This window comes from Salinisphaera sp., from assembly GCF_002729955.1.
GTDB lineage: Bacteria > Pseudomonadota > Gammaproteobacteria > Nevskiales > Salinisphaeraceae > Salinisphaera.
Genome location: NZ_PBYA01000051.1, coordinates 1 through 25359, shown reverse-complemented (window position 1 = coordinate 25359; position 25359 = coordinate 1). Strand labels below are relative to the sequence as shown.

At 64.2% G+C, this 25359-nt stretch carries 22 protein-coding genes; 10 read left to right on the top strand and 12 right to left on the bottom strand.

All coding sequences use genetic code 11. The features are described from left to right. Positions 1 to 24: 24 nt before the first annotated feature. The 3 genes from thiE to CMN27_RS13995 all read right to left on the bottom strand — a co-directional run bounded on the left by thiE (position 25) and on the right by CMN27_RS13995 (position 2694). A complete protein-coding gene (gene thiE / locus CMN27_RS14005) occupies positions 25 to 642 on the bottom strand; it encodes a thiamine phosphate synthase (protein WP_293627405.1) in 618 nt (205 codons plus the stop codon). Continuing rightward, positions 639 to 1418, bottom strand: a complete 780-nt coding sequence (gene thiD / locus CMN27_RS14000; protein WP_293627403.1) for a bifunctional hydroxymethylpyrimidine kinase/phosphomethylpyrimidine kinase — start codon at positions 1416 to 1418, stop codon at positions 639 to 641. The genes thiE and thiD overlap by 4 nt, the downstream gene beginning before the upstream one ends. A gap of 517 nt (positions 1419 to 1935) precedes the next feature. After that, positions 1936 to 2694, bottom strand: coding sequence for a metallophosphoesterase (locus CMN27_RS13995; protein ID WP_293627401.1), 759 nt, complete (start codon positions 2692 to 2694; stop codon positions 1936 to 1938). Positions 2695 to 3050: 356 nt separating this feature from the next. On the opposite strand from CMN27_RS13995, the gene CMN27_RS13990 reads away from it, so the two are divergent. Together CMN27_RS13990 and CMN27_RS13985 are read left to right on the top strand one after the other, a co-directional pair. Further along, positions 3051 to 3695 carry a class I SAM-dependent methyltransferase gene (locus CMN27_RS13990; protein WP_293627399.1) on the top strand — a complete coding sequence of 215 codons (645 nt, stop codon included), beginning with the start codon at positions 3051 to 3053 and terminating at the stop codon, positions 3693 to 3695. Further along, entirely contained in the window at positions 3692 to 4303 is a 612-nt protein-coding gene (locus tag CMN27_RS13985; RefSeq protein ID WP_293627397.1) for a DUF938 domain-containing protein, read from the top strand. The genes CMN27_RS13990 and CMN27_RS13985 overlap by 4 nt, the downstream gene beginning before the upstream one ends. A gap of 133 nt (positions 4304 to 4436) precedes the next feature. Here the strand turns inward: CMN27_RS13985 and CMN27_RS13980 are convergent, their stop codons facing one another. Next, entirely contained in the window at positions 4437 to 5390 is a 954-nt protein-coding gene (locus CMN27_RS13980; protein ID WP_293627395.1) for a 2-hydroxyacid dehydrogenase, read from the bottom strand. Positions 5391 to 5597: 207 nt separating this feature from the next. Between CMN27_RS13980 and CMN27_RS13975 the strand changes: the two genes are divergently transcribed. Beyond that, on the top strand, positions 5598 to 6086 hold the full coding sequence (locus tag CMN27_RS13975; RefSeq protein ID WP_293627394.1) for a MarR family transcriptional regulator: 489 nt from the start codon (positions 5598 to 5600) through the stop codon (positions 6084 to 6086). Between the two features lie 43 nt (positions 6087 to 6129). On the opposite strand, the gene metF is transcribed toward CMN27_RS13975, so the two are convergent. From metF to metK, 3 genes are all read right to left on the bottom strand, one after another. Further along, positions 6130 to 7005 (bottom strand): methylenetetrahydrofolate reductase [NAD(P)H], encoded by an 876-nt coding sequence (gene metF, locus CMN27_RS13970; protein ID WP_293627393.1) that lies wholly within the window; start codon positions 7003 to 7005, stop codon positions 6130 to 6132. Positions 7006 to 7141: 136 nt separating this feature from the next. Then, positions 7142 to 8563 carry an adenosylhomocysteinase gene (gene ahcY, locus CMN27_RS13965; protein ID WP_293627392.1) on the bottom strand — a complete coding sequence of 474 codons (1422 nt, stop codon included), beginning with the start codon at positions 8561 to 8563 and terminating at the stop codon, positions 7142 to 7144. 83 nt (positions 8564 to 8646) lie between these two features. Then, the gene (gene metK / locus CMN27_RS13960) at positions 8647 to 9822 is read right to left on the bottom strand and encodes a methionine adenosyltransferase (RefSeq protein WP_293627391.1); all 1176 of its coding nucleotides are present in this window, start codon (positions 9820 to 9822) and stop codon (positions 8647 to 8649) included. A 385-nt stretch (positions 9823 to 10207) separates the two neighbouring features. On the opposite strand from metK, the gene CMN27_RS13955 reads away from it, so the two are divergent. After that, complete coding sequence (locus tag CMN27_RS13955; protein WP_293627389.1) at positions 10208 to 11059, top strand: SDR family NAD(P)-dependent oxidoreductase; 852 nt, start codon at positions 10208 to 10210, stop codon at positions 11057 to 11059. A gap of 81 nt (positions 11060 to 11140) precedes the next feature. Here the strand turns inward: CMN27_RS13955 and CMN27_RS13950 are convergent, their stop codons facing one another. Next, positions 11141 to 11755, bottom strand: coding sequence for a TetR/AcrR family transcriptional regulator (locus tag CMN27_RS13950; protein ID WP_293627387.1), 615 nt, complete (start codon positions 11753 to 11755; stop codon positions 11141 to 11143). 252 nt (positions 11756 to 12007) lie between these two features. Between CMN27_RS13950 and fadI the strand changes: the two genes are divergently transcribed. The 5 genes from fadI (at position 12008) to CMN27_RS13925 (ending at position 20312) form a co-directional block, all read left to right on the top strand. Next, complete coding sequence (gene fadI, locus CMN27_RS13945) at positions 12008 to 13300, top strand: acetyl-CoA C-acyltransferase FadI (RefSeq protein ID WP_366515461.1); 1293 nt, start codon at positions 12008 to 12010, stop codon at positions 13298 to 13300. 44 nt (positions 13301 to 13344) lie between these two features. Further along, positions 13345 to 15591 (top strand): fatty acid oxidation complex subunit alpha FadJ, encoded by a 2247-nt coding sequence (gene fadJ / locus CMN27_RS13940; RefSeq protein WP_293627384.1) that lies wholly within the window; start codon positions 13345 to 13347, stop codon positions 15589 to 15591. A gap of 389 nt (positions 15592 to 15980) precedes the next feature. Beyond that, positions 15981 to 18227, top strand: coding sequence for an acyl-CoA dehydrogenase (locus CMN27_RS13935; protein WP_293627382.1), 2247 nt, complete (start codon positions 15981 to 15983; stop codon positions 18225 to 18227). A 253-nt stretch (positions 18228 to 18480) separates the two neighbouring features. After that, positions 18481 to 19662 carry a CaiB/BaiF CoA-transferase family protein gene (locus CMN27_RS13930; RefSeq protein WP_293627380.1) on the top strand — a complete coding sequence of 394 codons (1182 nt, stop codon included), beginning with the start codon at positions 18481 to 18483 and terminating at the stop codon, positions 19660 to 19662. Positions 19663 to 19748: 86 nt separating this feature from the next. Continuing rightward, positions 19749 to 20312, top strand: coding sequence for a thioredoxin family protein (locus CMN27_RS13925; protein WP_293627378.1), 564 nt, complete (start codon positions 19749 to 19751; stop codon positions 20310 to 20312). Positions 20313 to 20463: 151 nt separating this feature from the next. On the opposite strand, the gene CMN27_RS13920 is transcribed toward CMN27_RS13925, so the two are convergent. Next, on the bottom strand, positions 20464 to 21276 hold the full coding sequence (locus CMN27_RS13920) for an SDR family NAD(P)-dependent oxidoreductase (RefSeq protein ID WP_293627376.1): 813 nt from the start codon (positions 21274 to 21276) through the stop codon (positions 20464 to 20466). Positions 21277 to 21438: 162 nt separating this feature from the next. Between CMN27_RS13920 and CMN27_RS13915 the strand changes: the two genes are divergently transcribed. After that, entirely contained in the window at positions 21439 to 22113 is a 675-nt protein-coding gene (locus tag CMN27_RS13915; protein WP_293627374.1) for a TetR/AcrR family transcriptional regulator, read from the top strand. Positions 22114 to 22250: 137 nt separating this feature from the next. Here CMN27_RS13915 and CMN27_RS13910 read toward each other — a convergent pair whose 3' ends face one another. The 3 genes from CMN27_RS13910 to CMN27_RS13900 all read right to left on the bottom strand — a co-directional run bounded on the left by CMN27_RS13910 (position 22251) and on the right by CMN27_RS13900 (position 25108). Then, on the bottom strand, positions 22251 to 23171 hold the full coding sequence (locus tag CMN27_RS13910) for a metal-dependent hydrolase (RefSeq protein ID WP_293627372.1): 921 nt from the start codon (positions 23169 to 23171) through the stop codon (positions 22251 to 22253). Between the two features lie 76 nt (positions 23172 to 23247). Then, a complete protein-coding gene (locus tag CMN27_RS13905; RefSeq protein WP_293627370.1) occupies positions 23248 to 24144 on the bottom strand; it encodes a metal-dependent hydrolase in 897 nt (298 codons plus the stop codon). A gap of 10 nt (positions 24145 to 24154) precedes the next feature. After that, positions 24155 to 25108, bottom strand: coding sequence for an alpha/beta fold hydrolase (locus CMN27_RS13900; RefSeq protein ID WP_293627368.1), 954 nt, complete (start codon positions 25106 to 25108; stop codon positions 24155 to 24157). Between the last annotated feature and the right edge of the window lie 251 nt (positions 25109 to 25359).

Below are 25359 nucleotides of genomic sequence, written 5' to 3'. Positions count from 1 at the left end.
GATTGAACCATGCGGGCTGGCCAGTTAGCCGGCCCGTTGAAAAAGGGCTGCCAGGGCGCGGGCTGCCGCACCGCTGTCGGCGGCATGAAACAGGGCGCCCGAGACGGCGATCAGATCGGCGCCGGCGGCAATGATATCGGCCGCGTTATCGCGGTCGATACCGCCGATCGCCACCACCGGCACGCCGAGCGTGCGTGCCTGGGCGAGCACGGCCGGGTCGGCGAGGGGGGCATCGGGTTTGGTGGCCGAATCGAAGAATCGGCCGAAGCTGACATAGCTTGCGCCCTCGGCAATGCCGGCACGGGCGCGTTCGACCGAGCCGGAACAGCTGATACCGATGATCGCCTGCTCACCGAGCGCGGCGCGCGCACGCGCAAGGCTGCCGTCGCTCTGGCCGAGATGGACCCCGTCGGCGGCGACGGCCTGGGCCAGACGCCAGTCGTCGTTGACGATCAGGCGCGCATCGTAGGCGCGGGTAAGCGCGCGCAGCTCGCCGAGCAACGCGGCATCGGGGCCGGTCGCGCGCTTGTCGCGGTATTGCAACCAGCAGGCGCCACCGGCGAGTACCGCCGCCACGGCTTCCAGCGCGTCGTCGGCCAGTGTGGTGCGGTCATAGATGGCATAAAGCCCGCGCACGCTCACGGTGTTTCGGTGGCGATGCGGGCAGGGATACGCTGACCCTGGCCGGCGGCAAACGCCCGGTCCAGGGTCTCCCAGGTGTACTGCTGGGCGTGCTGCAACGCCTCGTCGGGATCGTGGCCCAGGGCGAGCCGGGCAGCGATCGCGCTGGCCAGGGTGCAGCCGGAGCCGTGAAACACGCCGTCGATACGCGGCCACTGATAGCGCTGGATCGCGCGGCCCTGTGCATAGCGGCGGTTGACGACTTCGGGGCTGTCTTCGTCGCCGCCGGTAATCAGCACGTTGGCGCTGTGCTGGCTCAACGTTTCTCCGCAGCGATCCAGGTCGGTTTCGCCGTCACACAACGCGCGCGTCTCGCGGGCGTTGGGCGTAATGACGGTGGCGCGCTCGAACAGCCGGTCCTGCAGCGCCCGGCCCACCGTGTCGTCGGCGAGGGTGCCACCACCCGCCGCCACCAGCACCGGGTCGATCACCAGCGGCGTATCGGGCAGCCGATCCATCAGGGTGGCGATGATTGCCACGTGCTCGGCGCTCGCGATTACCCCGAGCTTGACGGCGTCTATGGACATATCGGCCACCACCGCGTCCAGACATTCGCTGAAGAAGTCGGCGTCGACCGGCTTTACGCCATACACGTTATGCGTGTCCTGGCAGGTAAGAACAGAGATCACCGCCGCTGCATGCACGCCATGGGCGGCCGCTGCCTCGATGTCGGCTTGAATGCCCGCGCCGCCGCTCGGATCGTGCCCGGCAACGACCAGGATATTGGGTCGTGTCATGGCGCGGAGTCTAACACCCGCGGGGTATGGCTTTGTGTTATGCACAATGAAAAATATGGCCGTGCGAGCGCTTGCGAAAATTTTTTCATCGGTAGAATCGCGTAGGCGGTGGTCGTCCCTAAGTCCATGATTCGAAAGGAGTGTGTCGGTATGGTTACGAAATCGCCGCTTTGGCGAAACCGTTGAAAACATGCCGCTTGAAGGCGCTTATCGAAACAGTTTCCACAGAGTTATCCACAGCCTCTGTGTATTTCTTGTCTTTCGCGTTTACGGTCAATCGTTTAGCCCGATTACTTGAGGAATCGCCTGTTCTACGTGGCGGGTTATACACAGTGTCAACCCGCTTGTGGTCGGGCCATCAGTTTGTTATGCCGAGCTTCGTCAGTTTCCTGGCAGATGTAATTTACTGATCTGTAAATAAAAATTATTCGGGTGACAAAAAACGTCCAATCCCATTCCGGGCCATTCGCCGGAGGGGGCTGCGCGTCCCCGTTCCGTCCCCAGATTTATCCACAGGTTAGATCGGGTAGGGAACGCGTTGGACAGCGCTTGAAAACCTGCCGCCGTGGCCGAGTTCGATACGCCGGTAGCCGGGGCTGCGACTCGTGTCTTCGGCAAAATCCCGTGAGCCGGGGGCGAACTGGCGCATCGTGCTCGGGGTGATCAGGCAGGGCCGCCCGGCAAACTCCAGCTCCGCTGCCTGATGGGCATGGCCGCAAAGGATCGCACGTACCTGCGGATGACGGCTGATGACGTCTTCCAGCGCCTCGCGATCGCGCAGGCCGATCGCGTCGATCCAGGCCGCGCCCACGTCGACCGGCGGATGGTGCAGGCATACCAGGGTGGGCGCGGTATGGGCGTGCAACCAGCTGTCGAGCCGCTCGATCGCGTCGTGGCCCAGCGCACCCGCGTCGCTGCCCTGGATATGGCTATCGAGCGCGATCAATTGCCAGTCGCCCACCGTAAGCCGTTCGTGGACCACTGCATGTTGGAGCCGGCGCGCCATGCGGGCCGGATCGTCATGATTGCCGGCCATGGCCAGCACCGGACAGGGCAGGCGCGCGAGGGTGGCATCGAGCCGCGCATAGCCACGCTCGCTTTCGTCATCGACGAGATCACCGCCGAGTACGATCGCGTCCGGCTTCGGGGTTTCGGCGAGTGCGGCTGCGAGCAGGTGTTGAAAGGTCTTTTCCACCGGCCAGCCGTGCAGCCGCGCCTCGGGGTCTGCCAGCAGGTGCAGATCGGTCAGATGAATGAGTTGGTATATTGCGGGCATTGGTTTGCTTTGGTCTGGCGTGGGAAGCTCTGCATAACCTGTCACGGTCGCGCTGGCGTGCTTTGCGCGCGATTGGTAGCCAGCTGAGAGCGTAGCCTGCTTGCTGCACGGTAGCGAACACTGGCGCTGATCAAGCGCGCGCAAGGCCGGCAGCCCGAAAGGGGGCGGCCTCACAGACGCTGCGGCTGCGTTGCCGGGCTTGACCTGCCAACCAGGCAGGCGCTGCGCCTGGACGCCTTGCCGCACCGTCTGTGAGACTCGAACGCGAACCGCGAGCGGTTATGCAGAACCTGCCTTGGCGCCAGCTGCCATGCCCGCGGTGCGGGCCACGACCCGATGAATGACGAGAGAGCACGATGATCGACCCGGAACTGCTCGGCTATCTGCGCGATGTCAGCCTGCGTGAAACCGAGGTCATGGCCGCCAACCGCCGGACCACGGCACGCGAGGCCGATGCCAACCTGCAGATCGATCCCGAACAGGGACAGCTCATCGGACTGTTGCTGCGTCTGGCAGGTGCAAGGCGCGGCATCGAGGTAGGCGTGTATGCCGGCTATTCGAGCCTGTGGATCGCCCACAGCCTGCCCGCCAGCGGGCACCTGCTGGCCTGCGACACCGATGCCGAGATCACCGAACGCGCGCAACGCGACTGGGCCACGGCCGGCGTGGCCGATCGAATCGAGCTGCGTATCGGCCCCGCGCTCGCGACCCTGGATGCCGAAATCGCGGCCGGCATGGCGGGAGCCTACGATTTCATGTTCATCGATGCCGACAAGGCCGGCTATATCGACTACTACGAGCGCGGGCTGGCGCTCGTCGCAGCCGGGGGACTGATCATCGCGGACAATACGCTTTGGCATGGGCGCGTTATCGACATGGCCGATGAAAGCACCGACACCCAGGCGATCCGTGCGTTCAACCAGCATGTCCATGCCGACGAGCGAGTCGACATGAGCCTGGTGCCGATCGGCGACGGCCTGAGCGTGGCGCGCAAGCGATGAGCGAACGCATTGGCGACTACAGCGCGGCCGAGCGCAACAAGCGGCCGATATTCGAGGCGCTGGTCGAACACCTGTCGCAGGCGCGTGCGGTGCTCGAGGTCGGCGCGGGCGATGCCACGCATGCCCGCTATGCGCTCGAACGTCTGCCGCACTGTGTCTGGCAGACCAGCGAAGCGCCGGGACATCATCGACGTCTGGTCGCCGCGTTGGCCGACAGTGCCGATCACCGGCTGCCGCGCCCGCTTGCGCTGGACGTGAGGGCTGCCTGGCCGGCGGGGCCCTACGACGCCGTGTTCGGCGCGAACGTGGCCCACATCATGGATTGGGCCGCGGTCGAAGCGCTGTTCGCAGGGGCGGCGACGGTACTGCGACCCGCCGGGCGCCTATGTCTTTACGGCCCGTTTCTGCGCCGGGGTGAAACGCCCCGGCCCGGAAACGCGACTTTCGATGCCGCGCTACGCGATCGAGACCCGGCCATGGGATTGCGCGAGATCGAGGCGCTCAACGCGCTCGCGCAACAGCAAGGCCTGGTGGCGCTCGACGATATCGCCATGCCCAGCGACAACCGCCTGCTGATCTGGCAGAAAAGCGGCGACCGCAGTTTTTGATTCGGCATCGCAGCGGCTGTCCATGTCAGCCGCTTGCAGCCACCCGCCGCCCGTGGCGAAAGCGCGTAAGCGTGCGCCGAAGCCCTTGCTCGGCCCGGGCATTATCTGTTTCGTGCCGGGGCAAAAAGCGCCGCTAGTTGACCCGGTTGCGAATCTCGCCGTCCAGAAAGGCCTGAATGTTGGCGGTCACGCCTTCGAGCATACGCTGGCGCGCGCCGCGGCTGCCCCAGGCGCTATGCGGGGTCACGATCAGGTTCGGAATAGCGGGATCCAGCAGAGGATGATCGGCCGGCGGCGGCTCCTGATCGAGCACGTCCAGTGCCGCGCCGCCGATCTCGCCGTCCTTGAGTGCGGCAATCAACGCCGCGCTGTCGACGATCGCACCGCGGGCGGTGTTGACCAGGAATGCGGTGTTTTTCATCCGGGCCAGGGCATCGGCATCGATGAGGTGGCGGGTGTCGTCGGTTAACGGGCAGTGCAGGCTGATCATGTCCGAGCGCTCGAGCAGCTCGTCGACCGCCACGCGGCCATCGCGGATGCTTGTTGCCCCCGGTCGTTCGCCAACCAGCACGCTCATCCCGAAGGCCTCGGCGAGGCGGCCGACCGCCTGGCCGAGTTCGCCGTGGCCGATCAGGCCCAGCGTCTGGCCCGCGAGCTCTTCGATCGGATAGTCGAGCAGGCAGAAAAATTCGCTGGCCGCCCAGTCGCCGCGCTTGACCGCCGTGTCGTAGCTGGCCCAGCGGGTGGCGTGGGCAAGCATTAGCGCCAGCACATGCTGGGAAACGGCCGGGGTCGCATAGCCGGTGACGTTGACTACGGCAATGCCGCAGCGTGCCGCAGCGTCGACATCCACGTTGTTGAAGCCGGTCGCGGCAACGCAGACCAGCTTGAGCTTGTCGGCGTTCTCGAGAGTGTCTGCGTCGAGTACCACCTTGTTGGTGACCACGATATCCGCTCCGGCGACCCGTTCGGCCACCTGTTCACGCGTGGTGTTGTGGTGACACTGCCAATCGTCAACGGCGCCGGTCAGCGCGTCCCAGTCGAGCCCGTCGCCCATCGAGCCGACATCCAGAAAACAGCCTCGCATGGTAATTCCTTCTTAATTATCGATATATATGAGCGATAGCCTAACCGACGAACCGTCTATGCGTGGTACGGGTAGCGATTTTTCTCGGACAACATAGACTTGTTGTGAGTAAAATGCGGTTTTATACCTAACGTGTAAGATGCATGGGTTCGCGCTTTGTGGCGCGACTGTTCCCTATCGGGTTCTCAACCAAGGCTGAAGAATCACATGATCCGCAGGACAGAACAGCAAGATGAATCTCTGGGCAAGCATCTGCCTCAGACCTGCCCATCCGTGGAAGCGCTGGAATATGAACTCGCCTTTCTGGTGCGTCGCCTCGAAGCCGCGCGCCGGCGTTTCAATTTCGGTCTAGAGCGCGCTCACTATCTGTTGTTGATCCTGCTGGAACGCAAGGACCGACAGTCGGTGGGCGCTCTGGCCGAGCAGGTGAACCTGGATGCGTCGACGGTCACGCGTCAGGTCGCGGCGATGAAGCAGGCTGGACTGGTCGACAAGCTCGACAACCCCGACGACCGTCGCGGCGGCTTCGTGACCATCACCGAAGCCGGACGCGATGCCGCCGCGCGCGTGCGTGATCGCCGCCTGGAGCGCGTGGAAAAAGGTTTCGACGATTGGTCGGAAGCCGAGCGCGCCGAGTTCGCACGGCTGACCGCCCGCTTCAACGACGCCATGCGGGACGCGCTCAACGAAGCCTGATCGACCCGATCAGCTTCGCGGCTGCCCCGCGAAGGTGACTGCTTCAACCGGTTTCGACGATCCGGCCTGCCGGTAACGGCAGGCCGAGGTCGTGCCATAGATCGATCGTTGGCTGGGCCTTGTTGAGGCTGTAGAAATGCAGCCCCGGTGCGCCGCCGGCCAGCAGCTGTTCGCACATGCGTGCCACCACCTCGCGTCCAAAAGCCTGGACCGCGGTCTGGTCGTCGCCGTAGCCCTCCATCTTCTGGCGTATCCAGCGCGGGATATCGGCCCCGCACATGGCCGAGAAGCGCGATACCTGGCCGAAGTCGGTGATCGGCATGATGCCGGGCACGATCGGGATATCCACGCCCTGAGCGGCGACCTCTTCTACGAAATTGAAATAGGCGTCGGCGTTGTAAAAATACTGGGTCATCGCCGAATCCGCGCCGGCGCGTACCTTGCGCACGAAGTTCTCGATGTCGGCAGCGGGCGAGGGCGCCTGCGGATGGTATTCCGGATAGCAGCCGACCTCGATATGGAAATCGTCGCCGTGACGCTGCTTGATATGGGCGACCAGTTCGTTGGCATAGCTGAACACGCCGGGCTCGTCCATGCCCTTCGGCAGATCGCCGCGCAGAGCAACAATACGATCGACCCCGGCCGCCTTGTAGCTGTCGAGCAGCTCGTTAATCGACTCTTTCGTGCCTTCGATACAGGACAGGTGCGGGGCCGCGGCGATACCGGTGGCCTTCATCGTTGCGGCCACGGTTTCGAGGGTGCCCGAGCGGGTGGTGCCGCCGGCGCCGAAGGTCACCGAAAAGAAATCCGGGCCAAGAGTCGCCAGCCGGGCACGTGCCTTGTCCAGCCGTGCGGCACCTTTCGGCCCCTTGGGCGGAAAGAATTCGATACTGAAAGAGTTCTGCGATACGTGCGTCATGCCGATACGTCCACTGTCGGTGCGTCGATCCCTCGACCGGCTGCTGCGGCGTGTTTGCCGTGACATGAAAAGACCCGGCCCGCGTGGTCGGCGGGCCGGGTCTGCTCAGGGCCCGGTTTATTGGGTCGCTAGCGTTTTAGTAGCGGTAGTGATCCGGCTTGAACGGGCCTTCGGCCGGTACGCCTAGATAGTCCGCCTGTTCCTGGGTCAGCTTGGTGAGCTTGGCGTTCACGCGCGCCAGATGCAGGGCAGCGACCTTCTCGTCCAGATGCTTGGGCAGCACATAGACCTTGTTTTCGTAGCGTTCGGGATGCTTCCAGAGCTCGATCTGGGCCAGCACCTGGTTGGTGAACGAGTTCGACATCACGTAGCTCGGATGGCCGGTGGCACAGCCGAGGTTCACCAGACGGCCTTCGGCCAGCAGGATGATCTTCTTGCCGTCGGGGAAGGTGATGTGGTCGACCTGCGGCTTGATCTCTTCCCACTCGTACTGTTCGAGCGATGCCACGTCGATCTCGTTGTCGAAGTGACCGATGTTGCACACGATCGCCTCGTTCTTCATCCGCTTGAGATGATCGTGGTTGATCACGTGGTAGTTGCCGGTGGCGGTCACGAAGATGTCGGCCTGTTCGACCACGCCCGGGTCTTCCATATCCACCACGCGCAGGCCTTCCATGGCCGCCTGCAGGGCGTTGATCGGGTCGATTTCGGTCACGCAGACGGTCGCGCCCAGGCCGCGCAGCGACTGGACGCTGCCCTTGCCGACGTCGCCGTAGCCACAGACGATGGCGACCTTGCCGGCGATCATCACGTCGGTGGCCCGCTTGATACCGTCCACCAACGATTCACGACAGCCGTATAGGTTGTCGAACTTGGACTTGGTCACCGAGTCGTTGACGTTGATCGCCGGGAAGGTCAGGCCGCCTTCCTTGGCCAGATGATAGAGACGATGCACGCCGGTGGTGGTTTCTTCGGAAACGCCGGTGATTGCCTTGCCGAGCTTGGTATAGAAGTCCGGCTGTTCGGCCAGGCGCTTCTTCATCACCTTGAACAGGGCTTTTTCCTCGTTCGAGGTCGGGTTGTCGAGCAGCGACGGGTCCTGCGTGGCCTTCACGCCGAAGGTGGCCAGCGTGGTGGCATCGCCACCGTCGTCGAGGATCAGGTTGGGCAGGCCGCCGTCGTGCCAATCCATGATGGCGTGGCAGTACTCCCAGTATTCCTCGGCCGATTCGCCCTTGAACGCATACACCGGCACGCCGGATTCGGCGATCGCGGCGGCGGCGTGATCCTGGGTCGAAAACACGTTACAGGAGGCCCAGCGCACTTCCGCGCCGAGGGCGACCAGCGTTTCGATCAGCACCGCGGTCTGAATGGTCATGTGCAGCGAGCCGGCAATACGCGCACCCTTGAGCGGCTGCGATTCGCCGAATTCTTCGCGCAGGGCCACCAGGCCCGGCATTTCGGTTTCGGCGATCTCGATTTCGCGCCGGCCCCAGGGGGCCAGCGAAATATCGGCGACGACGTAGTCCTGGTCGATCTTTTCTGCGGGGGTGCTCATGTTCGTTTCCTGTTAAGTCGGGGGAGTCGTCGAGCCGGCGCGTGCTGCCACGCGTTGAACGGCCCGACCTTGGGTTGTCGGGTTTACGCCGCCTGCAGGCCGGCGTCCTTGGCCAGGGCTTCGGCCTTGTCGGTGCGCTCCCAGGGCAGGTCGATGTCCGAGCGGCCGAAGTGGCCATAGGCTGCGGTGGGCGCATAGATCGGGCGCTGCAGGTCGAGCATGGTGAGAATGCCGTAGGGGCGCAGGTCGAAGTGCTCGCGGATGAGCTGGGTCAGGCGTTCGTCCTCGACCTTGCCGGTGCCGAAGGTTTCGACCCAGATGGAGGTCGGTTCGGCCACGCCGATGGCATAGGAAACCGCCACTTCGCATTTGGAAGCCAAGCCGGCCTTGACCACGTTCTTGGCCACATAGCGGGCCGCGTAGGCCGCGCTGCGGTCGACCTTGGACGGGTCCTTGCCCGAAAAGGCGCCGCCGCCATGCCGGGCCATGCCGCCATAGGTGTCGACGATGATCTTGCGCCCGGTCAGGCCGGCATCGCCCAGCGGGCCGCCCACTTCGAACTTGCCGGTCGGGTTGATATGAATGGTCGGGTTGTCGGTGAGCCATTCGCCGATCACCGGCTTGATGATCTGTTCGTGGACCGCTTCTTTCAGGTCGGCCTGCGAGATGCTCGGGTCGTGCTGGGTGGAGAGCACGACGGCGTTGATCGCGACCGGCTTGCCGTCTTCGTATTCGAAGGTCACCTGCGATTTCGCATCCGGACGCAGCCAGTCGAGTTCGCCGGATTTCATCAATTCGGACTGGCGCCGGGCCAGGCGGTGCGCATAGGTGATCGGGGCCGGCATGAGCACATCGGTTTCGTCGCAGGCATAGCCGAACATCAGGCCCTGGTCGCCGGCACCCTGTTCTTTCGGGTCGCCGCGGTCCACACCCTGGTTGATATCGGCCGACTGCTCGCCGAGCACGTTCATGACCGCACAGCTGTCGGCATCGAAGCCCATCTCGGAGCTGGTGTAGCCAATGCTGCGCACGGTGTCGCGCACGATCTTTTCGACCGGCACGTTGACGTTTTTCTTCTCGTCGGTCTTGATCTCGCCGAACACCATCACGAGCCCGGTTTTGGTCGCGGTTTCGCAGGCCACGCGCGCGCTCGGATCCTGGGCCAGGTAGGCGTCGAGGATCGCGTCCGAGACCTGATCGGCCAGTTTGTCGGGATGGCCGCCCGTGACGGACTCTGAGGTGAACAGGTATCGGCTCATAAGACGTTATCTCTCTATCCGGATGAACGGATGAAAGTATACGCAAGCGTTATTGCGGTTTCCACGACAAATCGACGATCAGCGTAGCGCGTCGCCGATGTTCGGCCGTTGTCATGGTGGGCGTGTGGCAACCCGGCTTCCACCGATGAATTGCTTGTTTGAAAAAATGCTTTCACGGCGTGCGCTTGCGCGCGATCGGCCGTGGGGCTGCCCAGCGCTCGAAGCGTTGGCTGAAAACGGTGTTTTGGCTCGTGGTGGGATATAGGCAGGCTCGGGATGTGGCGACATCGCAAGGTGCGGCGTTGCGGGCCGCGGTCGCTAAGGTTAATGTGACATCGATTGATGTCAGAATAAACAGGTCGTTGCAACGGCCAGCGGGAGCAGCATGTTTCGATCCAAGCGACTTTCCGACGGCGCCCATGCCGTGATCACCGGGGCCGGTAGCGGTATCGGTCAGGCCTTTGCAGTAGCGCTGGCGGCCCGCGGCGGTGCGGTGGTGTGTTCCGATATCGATGCCGCACTGGCCGAGGCCACCGTCGCCCAGATCGAGGCGGCGGGCGGGCGTGCGCTGGCCACGGTCTGCGACGTCACCCGACTCAGCGACGTCGAAAAACTTGCCGACACCGCGATCGACTGGTTCGACGGCCGGCCCGATCTGGTCATCAACAATGCTGGCGTGGGCGCCGGCGGGGATGCGATCGGCGACATGTCCATGGACGACTGGCGCTGGGTGCTCGACATCAACATGTGGGGCGTGATCCACGGCTGTCACGTATTTGCTCCGATCCTGCGCGAAGCCGGCCAGGGCGGCATCATCAACGTGGCTTCCACTGCCAGCTTTGCCGCCGCGCCGCGCATGGGCGCCTATAATGCGAGCAAGGCCGCGGTACTGGCGGTGACCGAAACCCTGGCGGCCGAACTGGCCGATACGCCGATTCGCGTGACCGCGCTGTGCCCGACGTTCGTACAGACCAACATCATGAAGGCGGGCCGGATCAGCGCCTCGTCTTCGAAGATCGCCGACAATCTGATGCGCTGGGGCGGCGTATCGGCCGAGAGCGTGGTCAAGAGTGCGCTCGCCGGACTCGATCGCGGCCAGCTCTATGTGCTGCCGCAGTTGGATGCGCGTGTCGTATGGCGGCTCAAACGACTGTTGCCGACCGGCTATACAAAAGGCCTGGGTTTCATTAACCGTTTCACGACGCAGGACCCGTCGGCCACGACCGCCCGAGACTGAGGGCGTACCGATAGGTCGGCGGCGCCCGCCGCAGGGTGCCGCGTTGGATGCTGTACGACGCCGGGCGGTTGCCCCGTGCATTCATGGTTTCGCGATGGCTCGCCAGAGCATATCGAAGAGCACGTTGACCTGGGCGGTCAGCGGTGGCTCCTGCCTGCGCATGCTCTGCATCTGGATCAGTCGGGCCAGCACGCCATAGAAGTAGTCGAGCAGGATGGTCTCGCTGACCTGATCGTTGAGGATGCCGCGCTCGCGCCCGTCGGCCAGCACCTCCAGAAACAGATTGGTCAGGCGGCGCTGCTGGTCGGTCACGTCGTGGCGCATGGCGCCCGGGTAGACCGATCCCAGAATCATGCGGGCAACCTTCGGGTGCTGTTCGAAGAAGTCGAGTACCACCCAGAACACCTTCCGTAGCCGGTCCTTGTAGGTCTCGATCCCGATCAGGTGATCGCTCATGCGCTCGGCCAGCGCATTCGCCCAATGCAGTACGCAGGCATCGAGCAGGGCCTGCTTGTCGCCGTAGTGGCGATAGATGGTCTGCAGCGAGGAGCGGGCAGCGCGGGCGATCTCATCCAGACGCACTTCGTGAAAGGCCCGCTCGGCGAACAAATCCAGCGCGGCTGCCTCGATACGCAGGCGAGCGGCTGCACTTGCGCCCTGTCGTGTTTTTTCGGAAGGACGGGGCGAATGGCTCATGGATAAAGCGCTCTCACGGTGAACATAAAATTACACTTTGTATCAGGCATTCGTTCTATTCGAAATTATTATTGACATTGCGTAATGGCATTGACTAAAGATAGGGCGCGAACAGGAGATGATTCTCCATATCCTAAAGTGTAATTAAAGTTACAGATCGTGTCTGAAAAAAGTTGGATGACGCCCATGAGCAGTAGAAGCGCGACCGCGACCCGTAGCAAGACAAGCACGGCCAAAGCGCCTGCCCCCGGGATGCGGGGGCCGAACGGCCGGATCGCGATCGTGGCCGGCGTGCGTACGCCGTTCACGCGTATCGCAACCGCCTTTCGCGACCAGAATGCGATCGACCTGGGGGCGATGGCGGCCGCGGAGGTGCTGGCACGAGCGGGACTGGCCGCCAGCGAAATCGAACAGGCGATCTTCGGCATGACGATCATGAAGCCCGAGGCGCCGTTCATCGCCCGCGAAATCGTGCTGGCATCGGGCATGGATATGGCGACCGATGCCTATTCCATCACCCGGGCCTGTGCGACCAGTTTTCAGACCGCGGCCAGTGGCGCGGACGCGATCGCGCTCGGCCACGCGAACGTGGTGATGGCCGGGGGCACCGATTCGACGTCCGATATTGCCGTGCCCCTGTCCAAGCGTCTTTCGGATGCGCTGCGGGACGTATCGCAGGCAAAGAACGGCCGTGATCGTCTTCGTATCCTGTCGCGGCTGCGCCCGCTCGACCTTCTCCCCCGCCGGCCGTCGATCACCGAGTATTCCACCGGCAAGACGATGGGTGAATCCGCCGAGCAGATGGCCAAGACCTGGGGCGTGAGCCGTGCCGAACAGGACGACTTCGCCCATGCCTCCCACGCCAATGCAGCCGCAGCACTCGCGGACGGGCGTCTCAACGCCCAGCGCATGACCGCGTTCGTGGCCGCCGACGGCAGGACCGTTCCCGTGAGCGACGACAACCTGGTACGCACGAACAGCGAACGCTCGGGCTACGACCGCCTCGAGCCTATATTCGATCGGGCCAACGGTAGTGTGACCGCTGCCAACTCGAGCCCGCTGACCGACGGCGCCGCGGCCATGATCCTCATGAGCGAAGCGCGGGCGAAGGCGCTCGGCTACGAGCCGCTGGCTTATATCCGCAGCTATGCCTTTGCTGCGAAGACGCCGGCCCGCGATCTGTTGATGGGCCCGGTACTGGCTGCTCCCGTCGCGCTCGAACGCGCGGGCCTGTCGCTATCCGATCTCACCCTGATCGATATGCACGAAGCGTTTGCCGCCCAGGTCGAGGCCAATATTCGTGGTATGGAATCGAAGACCTATCTCGAAGAGATGGCGGGGCGCAGAGCGCTGGGCACGGTCGACCGCGACATTCTCAACGTCAACGGTGGCTCGATCGCCTTCGGCCATCCCTTCGGTGCCACCGGCGCACGCATCCTCATCCAGACCGCCCACGAGCTCAAGCGCCGTGGCGGTGGGCTGGCCCTGGCCACTGCCTGCGCGGCCGGCGGCATCGGTGCCGCCATGATTCTGGAACGCGACTGAGCGTTAGCCGCCCACCGATCTCGATTCCACTGCGAGCATCTTTTATGAGCAAGACCGCCACCCAAGAATCGTCCACGGCCGCCGAAGAACTCTTCGAGCTAGAACAGCGCGACGATGGCATCCTCATTCTGCGATTCGCCGTGCCCGGCGCGCGCCAGAACACCATCAACGCCGACTTCGCAGCGGCCTTCGATCGCGTGCTCGAGCTGATCGAGCACAACACCGAAGTGATTGGCGTGGTGCTGATCTCGGCCAAGCCGGGTTCGTTCATGGCAGGTGCGGATATCGGCCTGTTCGATCACGGGTATCTCGCCAGCGAGTTCGAAGCCCTGTCGAAGCGGGGCCAGGCCGGCTACCGACGGCTGTCGAAGCTGCATGTACCGGTGGTCGCCGCGATCGACGGCAGCTGTCTGGGCGGCGGCCTGGAAATGGCCCTGGCCTGCGATGTCCGTATTGCCGCCGATAGTGAGGCGACCGTGCTCGGGCTGCCGGAAGTGATGCTGGGCCTGCTGCCGGCCGCCGGGGGCACCCAGCGCCTGCCGCGGCTGGTGGGAATTGCCACCGCGCTCGACCTGATGCTCACCGGGCGCAAGCTGCGCCCCGCACAGGCACGGCGCATCGGCCTGATCGACACGGTGGTGGCGCCGGAAGCCTTGCTCGCCGAAGCCATTCGCCAGGCAAGAATCGCCGGCAAGCGCTCGACGACCGCCGCGACCTCGCCCCTGCGCCGTGCGCGGGCGCGTCTCGGCGCCGGCGTCACCGGCCTCAGCCAGGCCGCACTCGAGGACAATCCGGCCGGTCGTCGCCTGCTGTTCGATCAGGCCCGCAAAACGCTGCGTGCCAAGACCCATGGCCACTATCCTGCGCCCGAACGCATTATCGACGTGGTGGCCACCGGTTATGCCCGGGGCATGCAGGCCGGCTATGGCGCCGAGGCCCAGGCTTTTGGCGAACTGGCCACGGGCCCGGTATCGAAAGCGTTGCGCCATGTCTATCACGCCACCGAAGCGCTCAAGAAAGCTACCTTCGTGGCCCGTAACGTCAAGCCACGCGAGGTACGCCAGGTGGGCGTGCTCGGCGCCGGGCTGATGGGTGCGGGGATTGCCACGGTCACCGTCGACAAGGCCGGCTTGCCGGTACGACTCAAGGACGTCAGCGCCCAGGGGCTGGCCCGCGGCATGGATCATGTACGCGCCGTCTACGACAAACGGGTGGCGAAAAAGGCGATGACACGGGCCGCGGCCGATCGCTGCCTGAATCAGGTCACGGCGACCACGGACTACAGCGGCATGGGGGCCGCGGATATCGTGGTCGAAGCCGTGTTCGAGGATCTCGAACTCAAGCAGGCCATGCTTGCCGATATCGAAGCCGCGGCCGACGCCCAGGGCAATGCCGACTGTATCTTTGCCACCAATACCTCGTCGTTGCCGATCGCGCAGATCGCCGCTCAGGCAAAAAGACCCGAGAACGTCATCGGCCTGCACTATTTCTCGCCGGTCGAGAAAATGCCGCTGCTCGAGATCATTGCCACCGACAAGACCTCGAAAAAGACCATCGCCACCGCCGTGGCTTTCGGCAAGGCCCAGGGCAAGACGGTGATCGTGGTACGCGACGGGCCCGGTTTCTATACCACCCGTGTGCTGTCGCCGTATCTCAACGAGGCCGCGCGCCTGCTCGCGGAAGGTGCGAGCGTAGGCGCCGTTGATGAAGCGCTGGTCGACTACGGTTTCCCGGTGGGTCCGCTGGCCCTGCTCGACGAGGTCGGCGTGGATGTCGGCGTCAAGGTCGGCCCGATTCTGGAAGCGGCCTTCGGCGAGCGCATGACCCCACCGGCGGCGTCGGCAAGGATGATCGAGGCCGGCTATCTCGGGCGCAAGTCCGGCAAGGGGTTCTACGACTACACCGCGAACAAGAAGAAGGGTGGCAAGCGGCCGATCAACGCCGAGCTGGCCACGCTGCTGAGGGATGAGCGAGCGCAGGGCCGCACGCCGAGCGCGGCGGAAATCGCGGAGCGCTGCACGCTACTGTTCGTCAACGAAGCCGCGCACTGTCTTTCCGAGCACATTATCGACGATCCGATGCAGGGCGATATTGGCGCCATATTCGGACTCGGCTTTCTGCCGTTCGCCGGTGGGCCGTTTCGCTATGTCGACACGCTGGGCATCGATTACGTGGTGGACCGGCTACAGGCGCTCGCCGAGCGCCACGGCCCGCGTTTCGATCCGGCGCCCGTTCTCGTGACCATGGCCAAGGCGAGCGGCGACTCGCATCGTCGCTTCTACAGCGTGTAGGGCAGGCCGGCGATGACCGTAGTACGGCTTCGTTCGTCAAAGACTTCTATCCGCAGATTTAGTTGGTTGTCAGGCGGACATGGATTCATACAGGTGAAGCGCGTTTTTGTAGCCGCGCCCTTCGATCGGGCGACCGCTCGACAGCCGAATGACCGACTGATTTTTCAAATCCTTCAATCAGCGAAATCTGTGGATAAACGACTTGAAGAGCGAGGCCGAATTAAGCGTTCGAGGTCATGTAATGGCCGCTAGCGCAGTTGGAAAGATCAGGAATGCCTTCGATCAGCGCGGGTGTCTGCTACTGATCGGGTGATTTATTGGCGTGCTCGGCGTAACCCGCGCCCAAACGCCTCAACGGAGAAGCCCACAGCGGCTCGGGAGTGCGACCCATGTTCGAAAAACTGATGAAGTGGATGCAGGCCAACGAGGTGTTGCCGCGTATCTCCGATACCGAACGCCAGGCCCTGGAGGCCGGCGATGTCTGGATCGACGGGGAATTCTTTTCCGGCCACCCGGACTTCAAGCGCATGCTCGATGCCCGCTACGGACAGCTCAGCGCCGAAGAGCAGGCGTTCATGGACGGGCCCGTCAACGAGCTGCTCTCGCGTGCCGACTGCAACCAGATCGCCATGAGCCGGCGGGTGCCCGATGACCTTATCGACTTCATGGCAGCACAGGGGTTTTTCGGGCTGATCATCCCCAAGGCTTACGGTGGCAAGGGTTTTTCGACCCTGGCGCGCTCGGCGGTCATGGCCAAGGTCACACCGCACTCGGCGATTCTATCGACCTATGTGGTCATCCCGAACACGCTGGGTGCTGCGGAACTGCTGGTCGAGTACGGCACCGACGACCAGAAAGACCATTACCTGCCGCGTCTTGCCCGCGGCGACTATCTGCCGTGCTTCGGGCTGACCGAACCCACCGCCGGCTCCGATGCCGCCTCGATCACCGCCGATGCCGAGGCCTTTCGCGACGACAAGGGCGACGTCTCGCTGCGGCTGAATTTCGCCAAGCGCTATATCACCCTGGGCCCGGTCGCCAATCTGATATCGCTGGCCTGTCGCCTGCGCGACCCGGACAACCTGCTCGGCAAGGGCGAGGCGCCGGGTATTACGGTCGTACTCATCCATGCCGGTACGCCGGGCCTCAAGCAGGGCGATCGCCACGAGCCGATCGGCGAAGCGTTTCCCAACGGCCCGCTTATCGGTGAGAACGTCGTGGTCAACGCCGACAATATCCTGGGCGGGCGCGAACGGGCCGGCAGCGGCTGGCGCATGCTCATGGAGAGCCTGGCGGGCGGGCGCATGGTGTCGCTGCCTGCCTCGGCGGTGGGCGGCATGCGTACGATCGCGGCAGCGACCGGGGCCTATTCGATGGTCCGCCAGCAGTTCGGGCTGGCGATCGGGCGCATGGAAGGCGTGGCCACGCCTGTCGGGCGTGTAAATGCGCTGGCCTACATGAGCGAAGGCGCCCGCGTGCTCGGCTGTAGCGCGGTGGATGACGGGATCAATCCACCGGTCGTATCGGGGGTGATGAAGGCCTATACCACCGAGCTGGCACGCCAGTGCGCGACCGATGCCATGGACGTGTTTTCCGGGGCCGGCGTCATGCAGGGGCCCAACAACATCATCGGGCGCGGCTATTGCAGCGCGCCGGTGGCGATTACCGTGGAAGGCGCCAACATCATGACCCGCACGCTGATGGTGTTCGGTCAGGGCGCGATTCGTTGCCACCCGCATGCGCTGGATGTGGTCAAGGCGGTAGAAAACGACGATGCGCGGGCGTTTTCGAAAGGCATGCGTGGCTGGGTCGGCCACTTCTTCGCCAACATGGGGCGTACGCTTGGCCACGGTTTGACGCGCGGCGCGTTCGTACGGGTGCCCGACGTCGACCGGCACACGCGTCGCTACTACAAGAAGCTCGGTTGGGCCGCCTCGCGCTTTGCCCTGTTCACCGATCTGGCGCTGTTCTTCGTGGGCGGCAGGCTCAAGAAGCGCGGCAATCTCACCGGCCGCTATGCGGATGCACTGGCCTGGATGCTGATGGGTTTTTCCACGCTCAAGCGTTTCGAGGCCGAAGGCCGCCAGCCGGGCGATCGGGTGCTGGTCGACTACGCGCTGCGGCTCAGCCTCGCCCGGGTGCAGGAGGCCTTCGAAGGCATTTACGAGAACTTCGATGGCCCGCTCGGCACCCTGCTGCGCTGGGTCGCCCTGCCGTTGCTGCGGGTGAACCGGCTGGCACGCCTGCCCGATGATCGTATGGCGGTGGCCTGTGCCGGCGTATCGCAACGCCTGGATGCCCAGAGCGAGCGACTCAACGCCGATATCTTCATGCCGGAAAACAGCGAGTCGGGTGTGGGGCGGTTGTTCGCTGCGTTCAAGCAGGTCAATGAAGCCGCGCCGCTGGTCGATCGTATCAAGGCGGCACAGAAGGATGGGCGTTTGCCCGGCGGTGATCCGGACGGGCTGGCCGAGGAGGCAGCCGATGCCGGCGTGCTGAACGCGGACGAAGCCGCGGCCGTGGCCAAAGCCCGCGCGGCGCGTCTGGCCGCGATCGATGTCGACGTATTCAGCGAAGCCGAATTCTTTGCCCGGGCGGTCGATACGGCCGATGCCGCGCGGCGCGAGGCGGCATAAGGTCAGCGCTTTATGGGCCCGCCAACGAACGCGAATAAAGGAGCGATTGGTGATGTACACAGTGCGGCAGGCGGCGCGAACAGCTGCGCAGTCGACGTTCGAACGATCTGTCTTTCATCTCATTCGCCTGTTTTCGCGTTCATTCGCGCACAACCTGCTTGCTGGAGCGCAGCGCCGTAAGGGGCCTGCCTGTTCGAGTGTGTTTGCACGTTCGACGGGCAGCTGAAGGTATTCGACAAATCAGGGATAGACCATGACCAATCCGCTCCTGGCGGGCGTACGCATACTCGATCTCACCCGACTGCTGCCCGGCCCGCATGCGACCCAGCTGCTTGCCCAGCTGGGCGCCGAAGTGATCAAGATCGAGGACCCGGACGGCGGCGACTATGCGCGCGAGCTCTCGCCGGCACTGTTCGAACAGGTCAATCGTGGCAAGGCGTCGGTGACCCTGGATTTGCGAAGCGCCGACGACGTGGCAGCTTTCAAGCGGCTGGTGGCGGATGCCGACGTGGTCATCGAATCCTTTCGGCCCGGGGTGATGGATCGTCTGGGCTGTGGTTATGAAACGCTCAAGGCGATCAATCCCAAGCTGGTCTATGCCGCGCTCACCGGCTATGGCCAGAGTGGGCCCCTGGCCGCGGCCGCCGGCCACGATCTGAACTATCTGTCGCTGGCGGGGGTGCTCGATCAGACCGGCAATGCAGGCGCGGCCCCGGCGATGTCGAATGTCCAGATCGCGGATCTGGCCGGCGGCGCGCTCACCTGTGCGGTGGGGCTGCTGGCGGCGGTGATCGGCGCACGCAACAGCGGCGAGGGTACGTTCGTGGATGCGGCCATGCTCGACGGCTCGCTCGCGCTGCTGCCCGTGGCCATGGCCACGCGCCAGCAGTTCGGCCATACCCAGCCGCGCGGCGCCGATACCCTTACCGGGGCGCTGCCCAACTACCGGGTCTACAAATGTCGCGACGGGCGATATCTGGCGGTCGGCGCCCTGGAGCCGAAGTTCTTTGCCCGGCTGCTCGATCGCTTGAACCCGATCCGGGGGAATAGATCACCCAAGCCCGCGGGGCATCCCGAGAAGCAGGCGGGCCAAAAAGGGCGGCGCGCCGGCACGATGTCGACATGGGCCGATCGCCTGAACGCGGCCCTGGCCGATCCGCGTCGGGCACGGCGTCTGACCCAGCCGGTCCACTGGGGGCTGGCGGCGCTGTTTCGTACCCGTAGCCGCGATGCCTGGGTGAATTTGCTGACCGATACGGATGCCTGCACCACGCCGGTGCTCACCCTCGAAGAAGCGCTCGCCCATCCGCAGGTGCAGGCGCGCGGCATGCAGCAGGGCGGGGCGCTGGGGTGCCCGCTGCGCTTCGACGGCCACGCTCGCCAGGGGCTTTCGCCGAGTCCGGGTCTCGGCGCGGATAACGAACGGTTTCTCTAGCGCCAGCCGCGGCTGGCGCGGCGGGTTTGGGTTGGCTGGACACAGTGGCTAAACTGCGAAGCAGTATTTACCAACAAGGATCGCTCATGTCGCTAACCGACTCGACGATGATGCCGCTGGGCAAGAAGGCGCCCGATTTCTCCCTGCCGGACACCGTCTCCGGCCAGACGGTTTCGTTCAAGGACGTCGCGGGCGAAAAAGGCACGGTGGTGATGTTCATCTGCAACCACTGCCCCTACGTTCTTCATATCGTCGACGAAATTGTGGCGGTGGCCAACCACTACCAGCCGCAGGGCATCGGTTTCGTGGCGATTTCCTCCAACGATGTGGCCGAGCGCCCCGAGGATGGCCCCGAGCAGATGCAGGTGTTCGCTGAAAGCCGCGAGTTCGCCTTTCCCTATCTCTACGATGAAAGCCAGGCGGTGGCCAAGGCGTACGACGCCGTCTGCACGCCCGATTTCTTCGTGTTCGACGGCGACGGCAAATGCGCCTATCGCGGCCAGTTCAACGAGTCGCGCCCCAAGAACGGGGTGGCGGTGACCGGTGCCGAACTGCGTGCGTCGCTGGACGCCCTGCTTGAGGGCGACATGATCCCCGAAGACGTGCAGGTGCCCAGTCAGGGCTGCAGCATCAAATGGAAGGCGGCCTGATTCGCGAAAGGGTGGGCCGCGCCTGAACAGGGCGTAGAACGACCCGCCCGCCCCCTGCGAAAACGCCGGTGCGCTCGATGCGCCCGGCGTTTTTTTGCTCACTTGGGACTGTGCACGTTGTCCGGCATGCCCCGGCCGGCGGGCCGGCGTTTTAGCCCGGCATCATCCGGTTCATCACCCGCCAGTAGTTGACGGGCATGAGCCGCGAGATCGCCGAGATGATCTGGGCATCGATACCGATCAGGCAACGGCCCTTGCGTTTGGCCAGATCGTCGAGAATCTTGCGCGCGGCCTGATCGGGGGTGGTGCGGGCGAGCTTGTTGACGAAGTCGCCGGCGGCCTTTTCCTGGTCGTCGCTGCCGTCGGGGCCGACATAGAAGCGCGCGGAATGGGCGATTCCGGTCTTGATGCCGCCGGGGTGAACGCACATGACGTGCAGGCCGCTGTCCGCCGTTTCATGACGCAATGCCTCGGTAAAGCCGCGAACTGCGAACTTGGTGGCGTTGTAGGTCCCCTGGGTGGGCAGGCTGATCAGTCCGAACACGCTGGATACGTTGACCAGTGCGCTGCCCGAATTTTTCTTCAGCGCCGGTAGAAAGGCCTTGGTGCCATGCACCACGCCCCAGAAATTGATGCCCATGATCCATTCGAAGTCTTCGTAGGTGGCGTCTTCAATGGTCTGGGAGTGGGCCACGCCGGCGTTGTTGACCACCAGATCCACCTGTTGGTACTCGGCGATCACCTCGTCACGAAATGCCTCGACCGCCGCGCGGTCGGATACGTCCACCGATGCGGTCAGCACCGCGGCATCGCCGCATTCGCGACGTGTTTCTTCCAGGCCGGTCGTATTGACGTCGCACAGCGCCAGGCGAGCGCCGCGCTGTGCGCAGGCAGTGGCCAGGCTGCGTCCGATGCCGGAGCCGGCGCCGGTAATCACCACGACCTTGTTATTCAAATCCTTCATGCCTGTTCCTTTTCGTGAACCGTGGGCGGTGGCTGCTATCGCTTTTCATAGCGGCCGGGCCCGTGTCCGGACGGGCGATCAGCACCACCGTTCGGCGATCGTCAAAGTGACAACGCGCGATGTCAAATTACGTTTGACAACAAATAATGTCAATATGGCGGCATGAGCAATGCATCTTCATCGGCGCCGGCGGCCGGTAACGGACGTGCCTATGGCGGGCGCAGCCTCGACGAACGGCGCAGCCGGCGACGGGCGCAATTCATCGAAGCCGGGATCGCGGTTTATGGTCGCGACGGTTTTCGCGGCGCCACGGTGAAGTCGCTGTGCCGGACGGCGGGTCTGACCGAACGCTATTTCTACGAGTCATTCGCCAACAGCGAAGCCTTGTTTGCCGAGGTGTATCGCGCGCTCGTGGGGCGGCTGGAAGAAGACGTGGTCGCGGCGATCGATAACGCGCCCAGCGACGCAGAGGCGACCGCGCGGGCCGGGCTGCGGGTGTTTTTCGAAACCATGTATCACCAGCCCGGTACGGCGCGAATCCTGCTGATCGAGATTTTCGGCATCAGTGGCGAGATCGATCGCCTGTATCGGGAAACCACCCAGAACTTCACCCGTACGCTGCAGGCGCTGGTCAGCAACATCTTCGTGCTCGGCGAGGACAGCGGCACCGATGCCGGCGTACTGTCCACCGGGCTGGTGGGTTCGACCATTCATATCGCCATGTACTGGACGCTCAACCGCTATCGCGAGCCGCTGGACGTGATCGTGGAATCGAGTCTGGCGCTTTATGTCGCCATGGCACGTCAGGCCGAGCAGGGCAGCGACAGGGCCTCTTAGTCCGGCACCCAAGCAGAGCGGCCGGCGCCCGCCCAGAGATCATCTGTGTGCGTGCCGAGTGGATAAGCGCCCAAAAAAATGGCGCGGTAATCACCGCGCCATTGGTACTGCCTTTGGGCTTGTGACCGGCCGGGCGATCAGTGGTGGGTGGCGTAGGCCGCCTCGGCATCATCGACCAGGCCGTCCAGCTCGGCCAGCAGATCGGCGTTATTCTGCTGCCAGGGGTGGAAGCTGTACTGAAAATAGCTCAGCCACTCGGGAACCATGCGGCGGATGAAGCCCTGTTTGCCGAGGGTGAAGTTGAGCATCTTCAGGTGGCCGCGCCAGCCTTCCTTGCGACACTTCTCGTCGGCCTGGGTCATCTGCCAGTAGAAGCTGAGCAGCACGGGCCAGAACAGCGCGGTGGCCAGGGACATGGCAAAGGTGCGTTCTGCCCAGTTGCGCGGCCCGCGGCCGATGCATTTTTCGTAAACGTCGTAGGCCACGGCCTTGTGCTCGACTTCCTCAAGCGCGTGCCAGCGCCACATGCGTTCGAAATCCTCCTGCGAGCCGGCCATCATTTCCGGATAGCGCAGCAGCATGTCGCCCATCAGCGCGGTGTAGTGTTCCAGCGCGATGGTGGCCGCCAGCGGCAGCGATTTCGGGCTGCGCTGCTTGATCCAGTCGAGCAGGTTCCAGGTGAACTGGTCGAGCTTGTGGGCCGGCAGGCCGGCCTGCGCCATGAGCTCGTTGTACTCGATATGCTCGCGCGAGTGCATGGCTTCCTGGCCGATGAAGGCGGTCGCGGCCTTCTTGAGATCGGGGTCGGGAATCTGGTCGCGATAGCTGCGCACCGCGTCGATGAACATGCGCTCACCGGCCGGGAAGAGCAGGCTCAGCGCGTTCATGAACTGGGTGACGTTCGGGCCTTCCTTGTGCCAGTCGCAGATACGGTCGGCCGGCGGCAGGAAATGCAGGTCGCGCCGCTCGGGCATGACCGCGACGTTCTCGCTGTGCGGGAATTCGCGCTGTGCACCGCTCGTGTTGTTCTTTACGACATCGGAAGCGTTCTTGCTCATGGTGCCCTCCTTGGATCGGGGTCGGTATGCCGTTTCATACGGCGTGTTCTGGATAAACGGGGCGGGGGTGAATGAACTAGGCCGCGTGGCTGGCGTAGGCGGCCTCGGCGTCATCCACCAACTGGTCGATTTCGGCCAGCAGATGCGCGTTGTTCTGTTGCCAGGGATGGAAGCTGTATTTGAAATAGGCCAGATACTCGGGCAGCAGCTTGCGCAGATAGCCGGGCCGGCCGAGCATGAAGTTCGCCAGCTTCAGATGACCGCGCCAGCCGGCCTTCACGCAGGCCGGGTCGGCCGCAGCCAGGCGCCGATAGAACAGCATGACGTGCGGCCAGAAGGTGGCCGTGGTGGTCAGCATGACCGCGCTGCGCATCGCATAGGCTTTCGGCCCGCGGCCGACGCATTTTTCGTAGACGTCGTAGGCCACGGCCTTGTGCTCGACTTCCTCGAGTGCATGCCAGCGCCACATGCGTTCGTAGTCCGGCTGGGAGCCGGCCATCTGTTCGGGGTGACGCAGCAGGGTGTCGCCCATGAGCGCGGTGAAATGCTCGAGGGCGATGGTCATCAGCAGCGGCGTGACTTTCGCGCTGTTGTTCTTCACGTACTCGGTATGGGCCCAGACCTGGGCATCCAGCTCGCTGGCGGGCAGCCCGGCCGCGTCCATGAGCCGGTTGTATTCGATATGTTCGCGCGAGTGCATCGCTTCCTGACCGATGAAAGCGGTCGCGGCCTTGCGCAGATCCGGGTCGGGGATTTCGTCGCGATAGGCTCGCACGGCATCGATGAACATGCGCTCGCCGGCCGGAAAGAACAGGCTCAGCGCGTTCATGAACTGGGTCACGTTCGGGCCCGCCTGGTGCCAGTCGCAGATCCGATTGCCCGGCGGCAGAAAATGCAGGTCGCGCCGCTCGGGCATGACCGGGCCGCTGTAACCGGTGAATTCCTGTTGCAGGTCGACTGTGGTCTGCTTCATGAGAACCTCCTCAAGCGCGGGGGCGCGCCGCTTCGGTGGGCGATGATTTGCGGCTGCCGGGGGCCGGCAGCCGGTCGCGATTGGCCTCGACGAACGTGCGGCAGTGCACGGCAACCGTCTCGGCTTCGCTCTGTATGGCCCAGTGGCCGGCATCGAGGGTTTTTACCGTGAGCGTTTGTACCCAGCGGTCGAGCCCGGCCACGAAACCGGGGCCGACGAAGGGATCGCGTTCGGGCACGATCACCTGAACCGGCATCTGGGCATGGCGCGCTCGCGGGGCGCGAAGGCGGGCCACGACGTTGGCGCGATACAGCGCGATGCCGCGTGCGCCGTCGCCGGTCTGGCTGGGGTTGCGTGCCAGCCGCGCCCCTTCCATGCGCTCGACGATGGCATGCCACTGCCGACCCAGACCGGCACGCCAGAGCAGCGAGGGCAGGCCGGGCAGATGAAACGCGAACACGTACCAGGATTTGCGCAGCTGTTTGAACAGACCAGCGCGATCACGCTGCCACTGCTGGCGCAGCCAGTGGCCGACGTGGTCCAGACTGGGCCCGGAGATCGAGGTGAAGCTGGCGATACGAGTGGCCAGTGCCGGGTTGGTTATGGCCTCCCAGCTCTGGATCGAGCCCCAGTCGTGGCCGATGACATGCACCGGCGCATCGGGGCTGGCCCAGTCGATCACGGCTTCGAGATCGGCGGCCAGGTGGTCGAGCCGGTAGGCCGAGGTCGCGGTCGGCGCGCTCGAACGCCCGGCGCCGCGAACGTCGTAGCGAATACAGCGGTAATCCTCGGCCAGATGGGCGACGACGCGATCCCAGACCGCGTGGTTGTCGGGGTAGCCGTGCACGAACACGAGCACGGGCGCATCCGATGGGCCTGCGACATGGCAGGCCAGATTCACGCCATCGCCGCGAACCCAGACGGGCTCGTCGGCATTGTCGGCTCTGCTGTCTTGCTGCGGCATTGGCCACGTCCGATGTAATAGTTACATCAAACAGTGTCACAAAGGCGGGGTGAAAGCAACAGCGCCTGTGATACCCCCGGAACGAAGGCGCGCAGAGCCATTTCAGCGCTGCCGCGCTGCTTCGAAATCGATCAGGGAATGCCTTGCAGGTCAGCCGGGGCGCGGCGCCGCGCGGCCGTGGCCGGGCCGGGAACGGCCCGGTTTATCGCGCGTCGTGCAGGTGCTCCATGAGCAGCGCCAGACGATCGCCC

What these genes read in the sequence shown, in the direction of transcription:
- thiD (WP_293627403.1), bottom strand. Translation starts at nt 1,418, where the DNA reads ATGACACGACCCAATATCCTGGTCGTTGCCGGGCACGATCCGAGCGGC.
- CMN27_RS13995 (WP_293627401.1), bottom strand. Translation starts at nt 2,694, where the DNA reads ATGCCCGCAATATACCAACTCATTCATCTGACCGATCTGCACCTGCTG.
- CMN27_RS13990 (WP_293627399.1), top strand. Translation starts at nt 3,051, where the DNA reads ATGATCGACCCGGAACTGCTCGGCTATCTGCGCGATGTCAGCCTGCGT.
- CMN27_RS13985 (WP_293627397.1), top strand. Translation starts at nt 3,692, where the DNA reads ATGAGCGAACGCATTGGCGACTACAGCGCGGCCGAGCGCAACAAGCGG.
- CMN27_RS13980 (WP_293627395.1), bottom strand. Translation starts at nt 5,390, where the DNA reads ATGCGAGGCTGTTTTCTGGATGTCGGCTCGATGGGCGACGGGCTCGAC.
- CMN27_RS13975 (WP_293627394.1), top strand. Translation starts at nt 5,598, where the DNA reads ATGATCCGCAGGACAGAACAGCAAGATGAATCTCTGGGCAAGCATCTG.
- metF (WP_293627393.1), bottom strand. Translation starts at nt 7,005, where the DNA reads ATGACGCACGTATCGCAGAACTCTTTCAGTATCGAATTCTTTCCGCCC.
- ahcY (WP_293627392.1), bottom strand. Translation starts at nt 8,563, where the DNA reads ATGAGCACCCCCGCAGAAAAGATCGACCAGGACTACGTCGTCGCCGAT.
- metK (WP_293627391.1), bottom strand. Translation starts at nt 9,822, where the DNA reads ATGAGCCGATACCTGTTCACCTCAGAGTCCGTCACGGGCGGCCATCCC.
- CMN27_RS13955 (WP_293627389.1), top strand. Translation starts at nt 10,208, where the DNA reads ATGTTTCGATCCAAGCGACTTTCCGACGGCGCCCATGCCGTGATCACC.
- CMN27_RS13950 (WP_293627387.1), bottom strand. Translation starts at nt 11,755, where the DNA reads ATGAGCCATTCGCCCCGTCCTTCCGAAAAAACACGACAGGGCGCAAGT.
- fadI (WP_366515461.1), top strand. Translation starts at nt 12,008, where the DNA reads ATGCGGGGGCCGAACGGCCGGATCGCGATCGTGGCCGGCGTGCGTACG.
- fadJ (WP_293627384.1), top strand. Translation starts at nt 13,345, where the DNA reads ATGAGCAAGACCGCCACCCAAGAATCGTCCACGGCCGCCGAAGAACTC.
- CMN27_RS13935 (WP_293627382.1), top strand. Translation starts at nt 15,981, where the DNA reads ATGTTCGAAAAACTGATGAAGTGGATGCAGGCCAACGAGGTGTTGCCG.
- CMN27_RS13930 (WP_293627380.1), top strand. Translation starts at nt 18,481, where the DNA reads ATGACCAATCCGCTCCTGGCGGGCGTACGCATACTCGATCTCACCCGA.
- CMN27_RS13925 (WP_293627378.1), top strand. Translation starts at nt 19,749, where the DNA reads ATGTCGCTAACCGACTCGACGATGATGCCGCTGGGCAAGAAGGCGCCC.
- CMN27_RS13920 (WP_293627376.1), bottom strand. Translation starts at nt 21,276, where the DNA reads ATGAAGGATTTGAATAACAAGGTCGTGGTGATTACCGGCGCCGGCTCC.
- CMN27_RS13915 (WP_293627374.1), top strand. Translation starts at nt 21,439, where the DNA reads ATGAGCAATGCATCTTCATCGGCGCCGGCGGCCGGTAACGGACGTGCC.
- CMN27_RS13910 (WP_293627372.1), bottom strand. Translation starts at nt 23,171, where the DNA reads ATGAGCAAGAACGCTTCCGATGTCGTAAAGAACAACACGAGCGGTGCA.
- CMN27_RS13905 (WP_293627370.1), bottom strand. Translation starts at nt 24,144, where the DNA reads ATGAAGCAGACCACAGTCGACCTGCAACAGGAATTCACCGGTTACAGC.
- CMN27_RS13900 (WP_293627368.1), bottom strand. Translation starts at nt 25,108, where the DNA reads ATGCCGCAGCAAGACAGCAGAGCCGACAATGCCGACGAGCCCGTCTGG.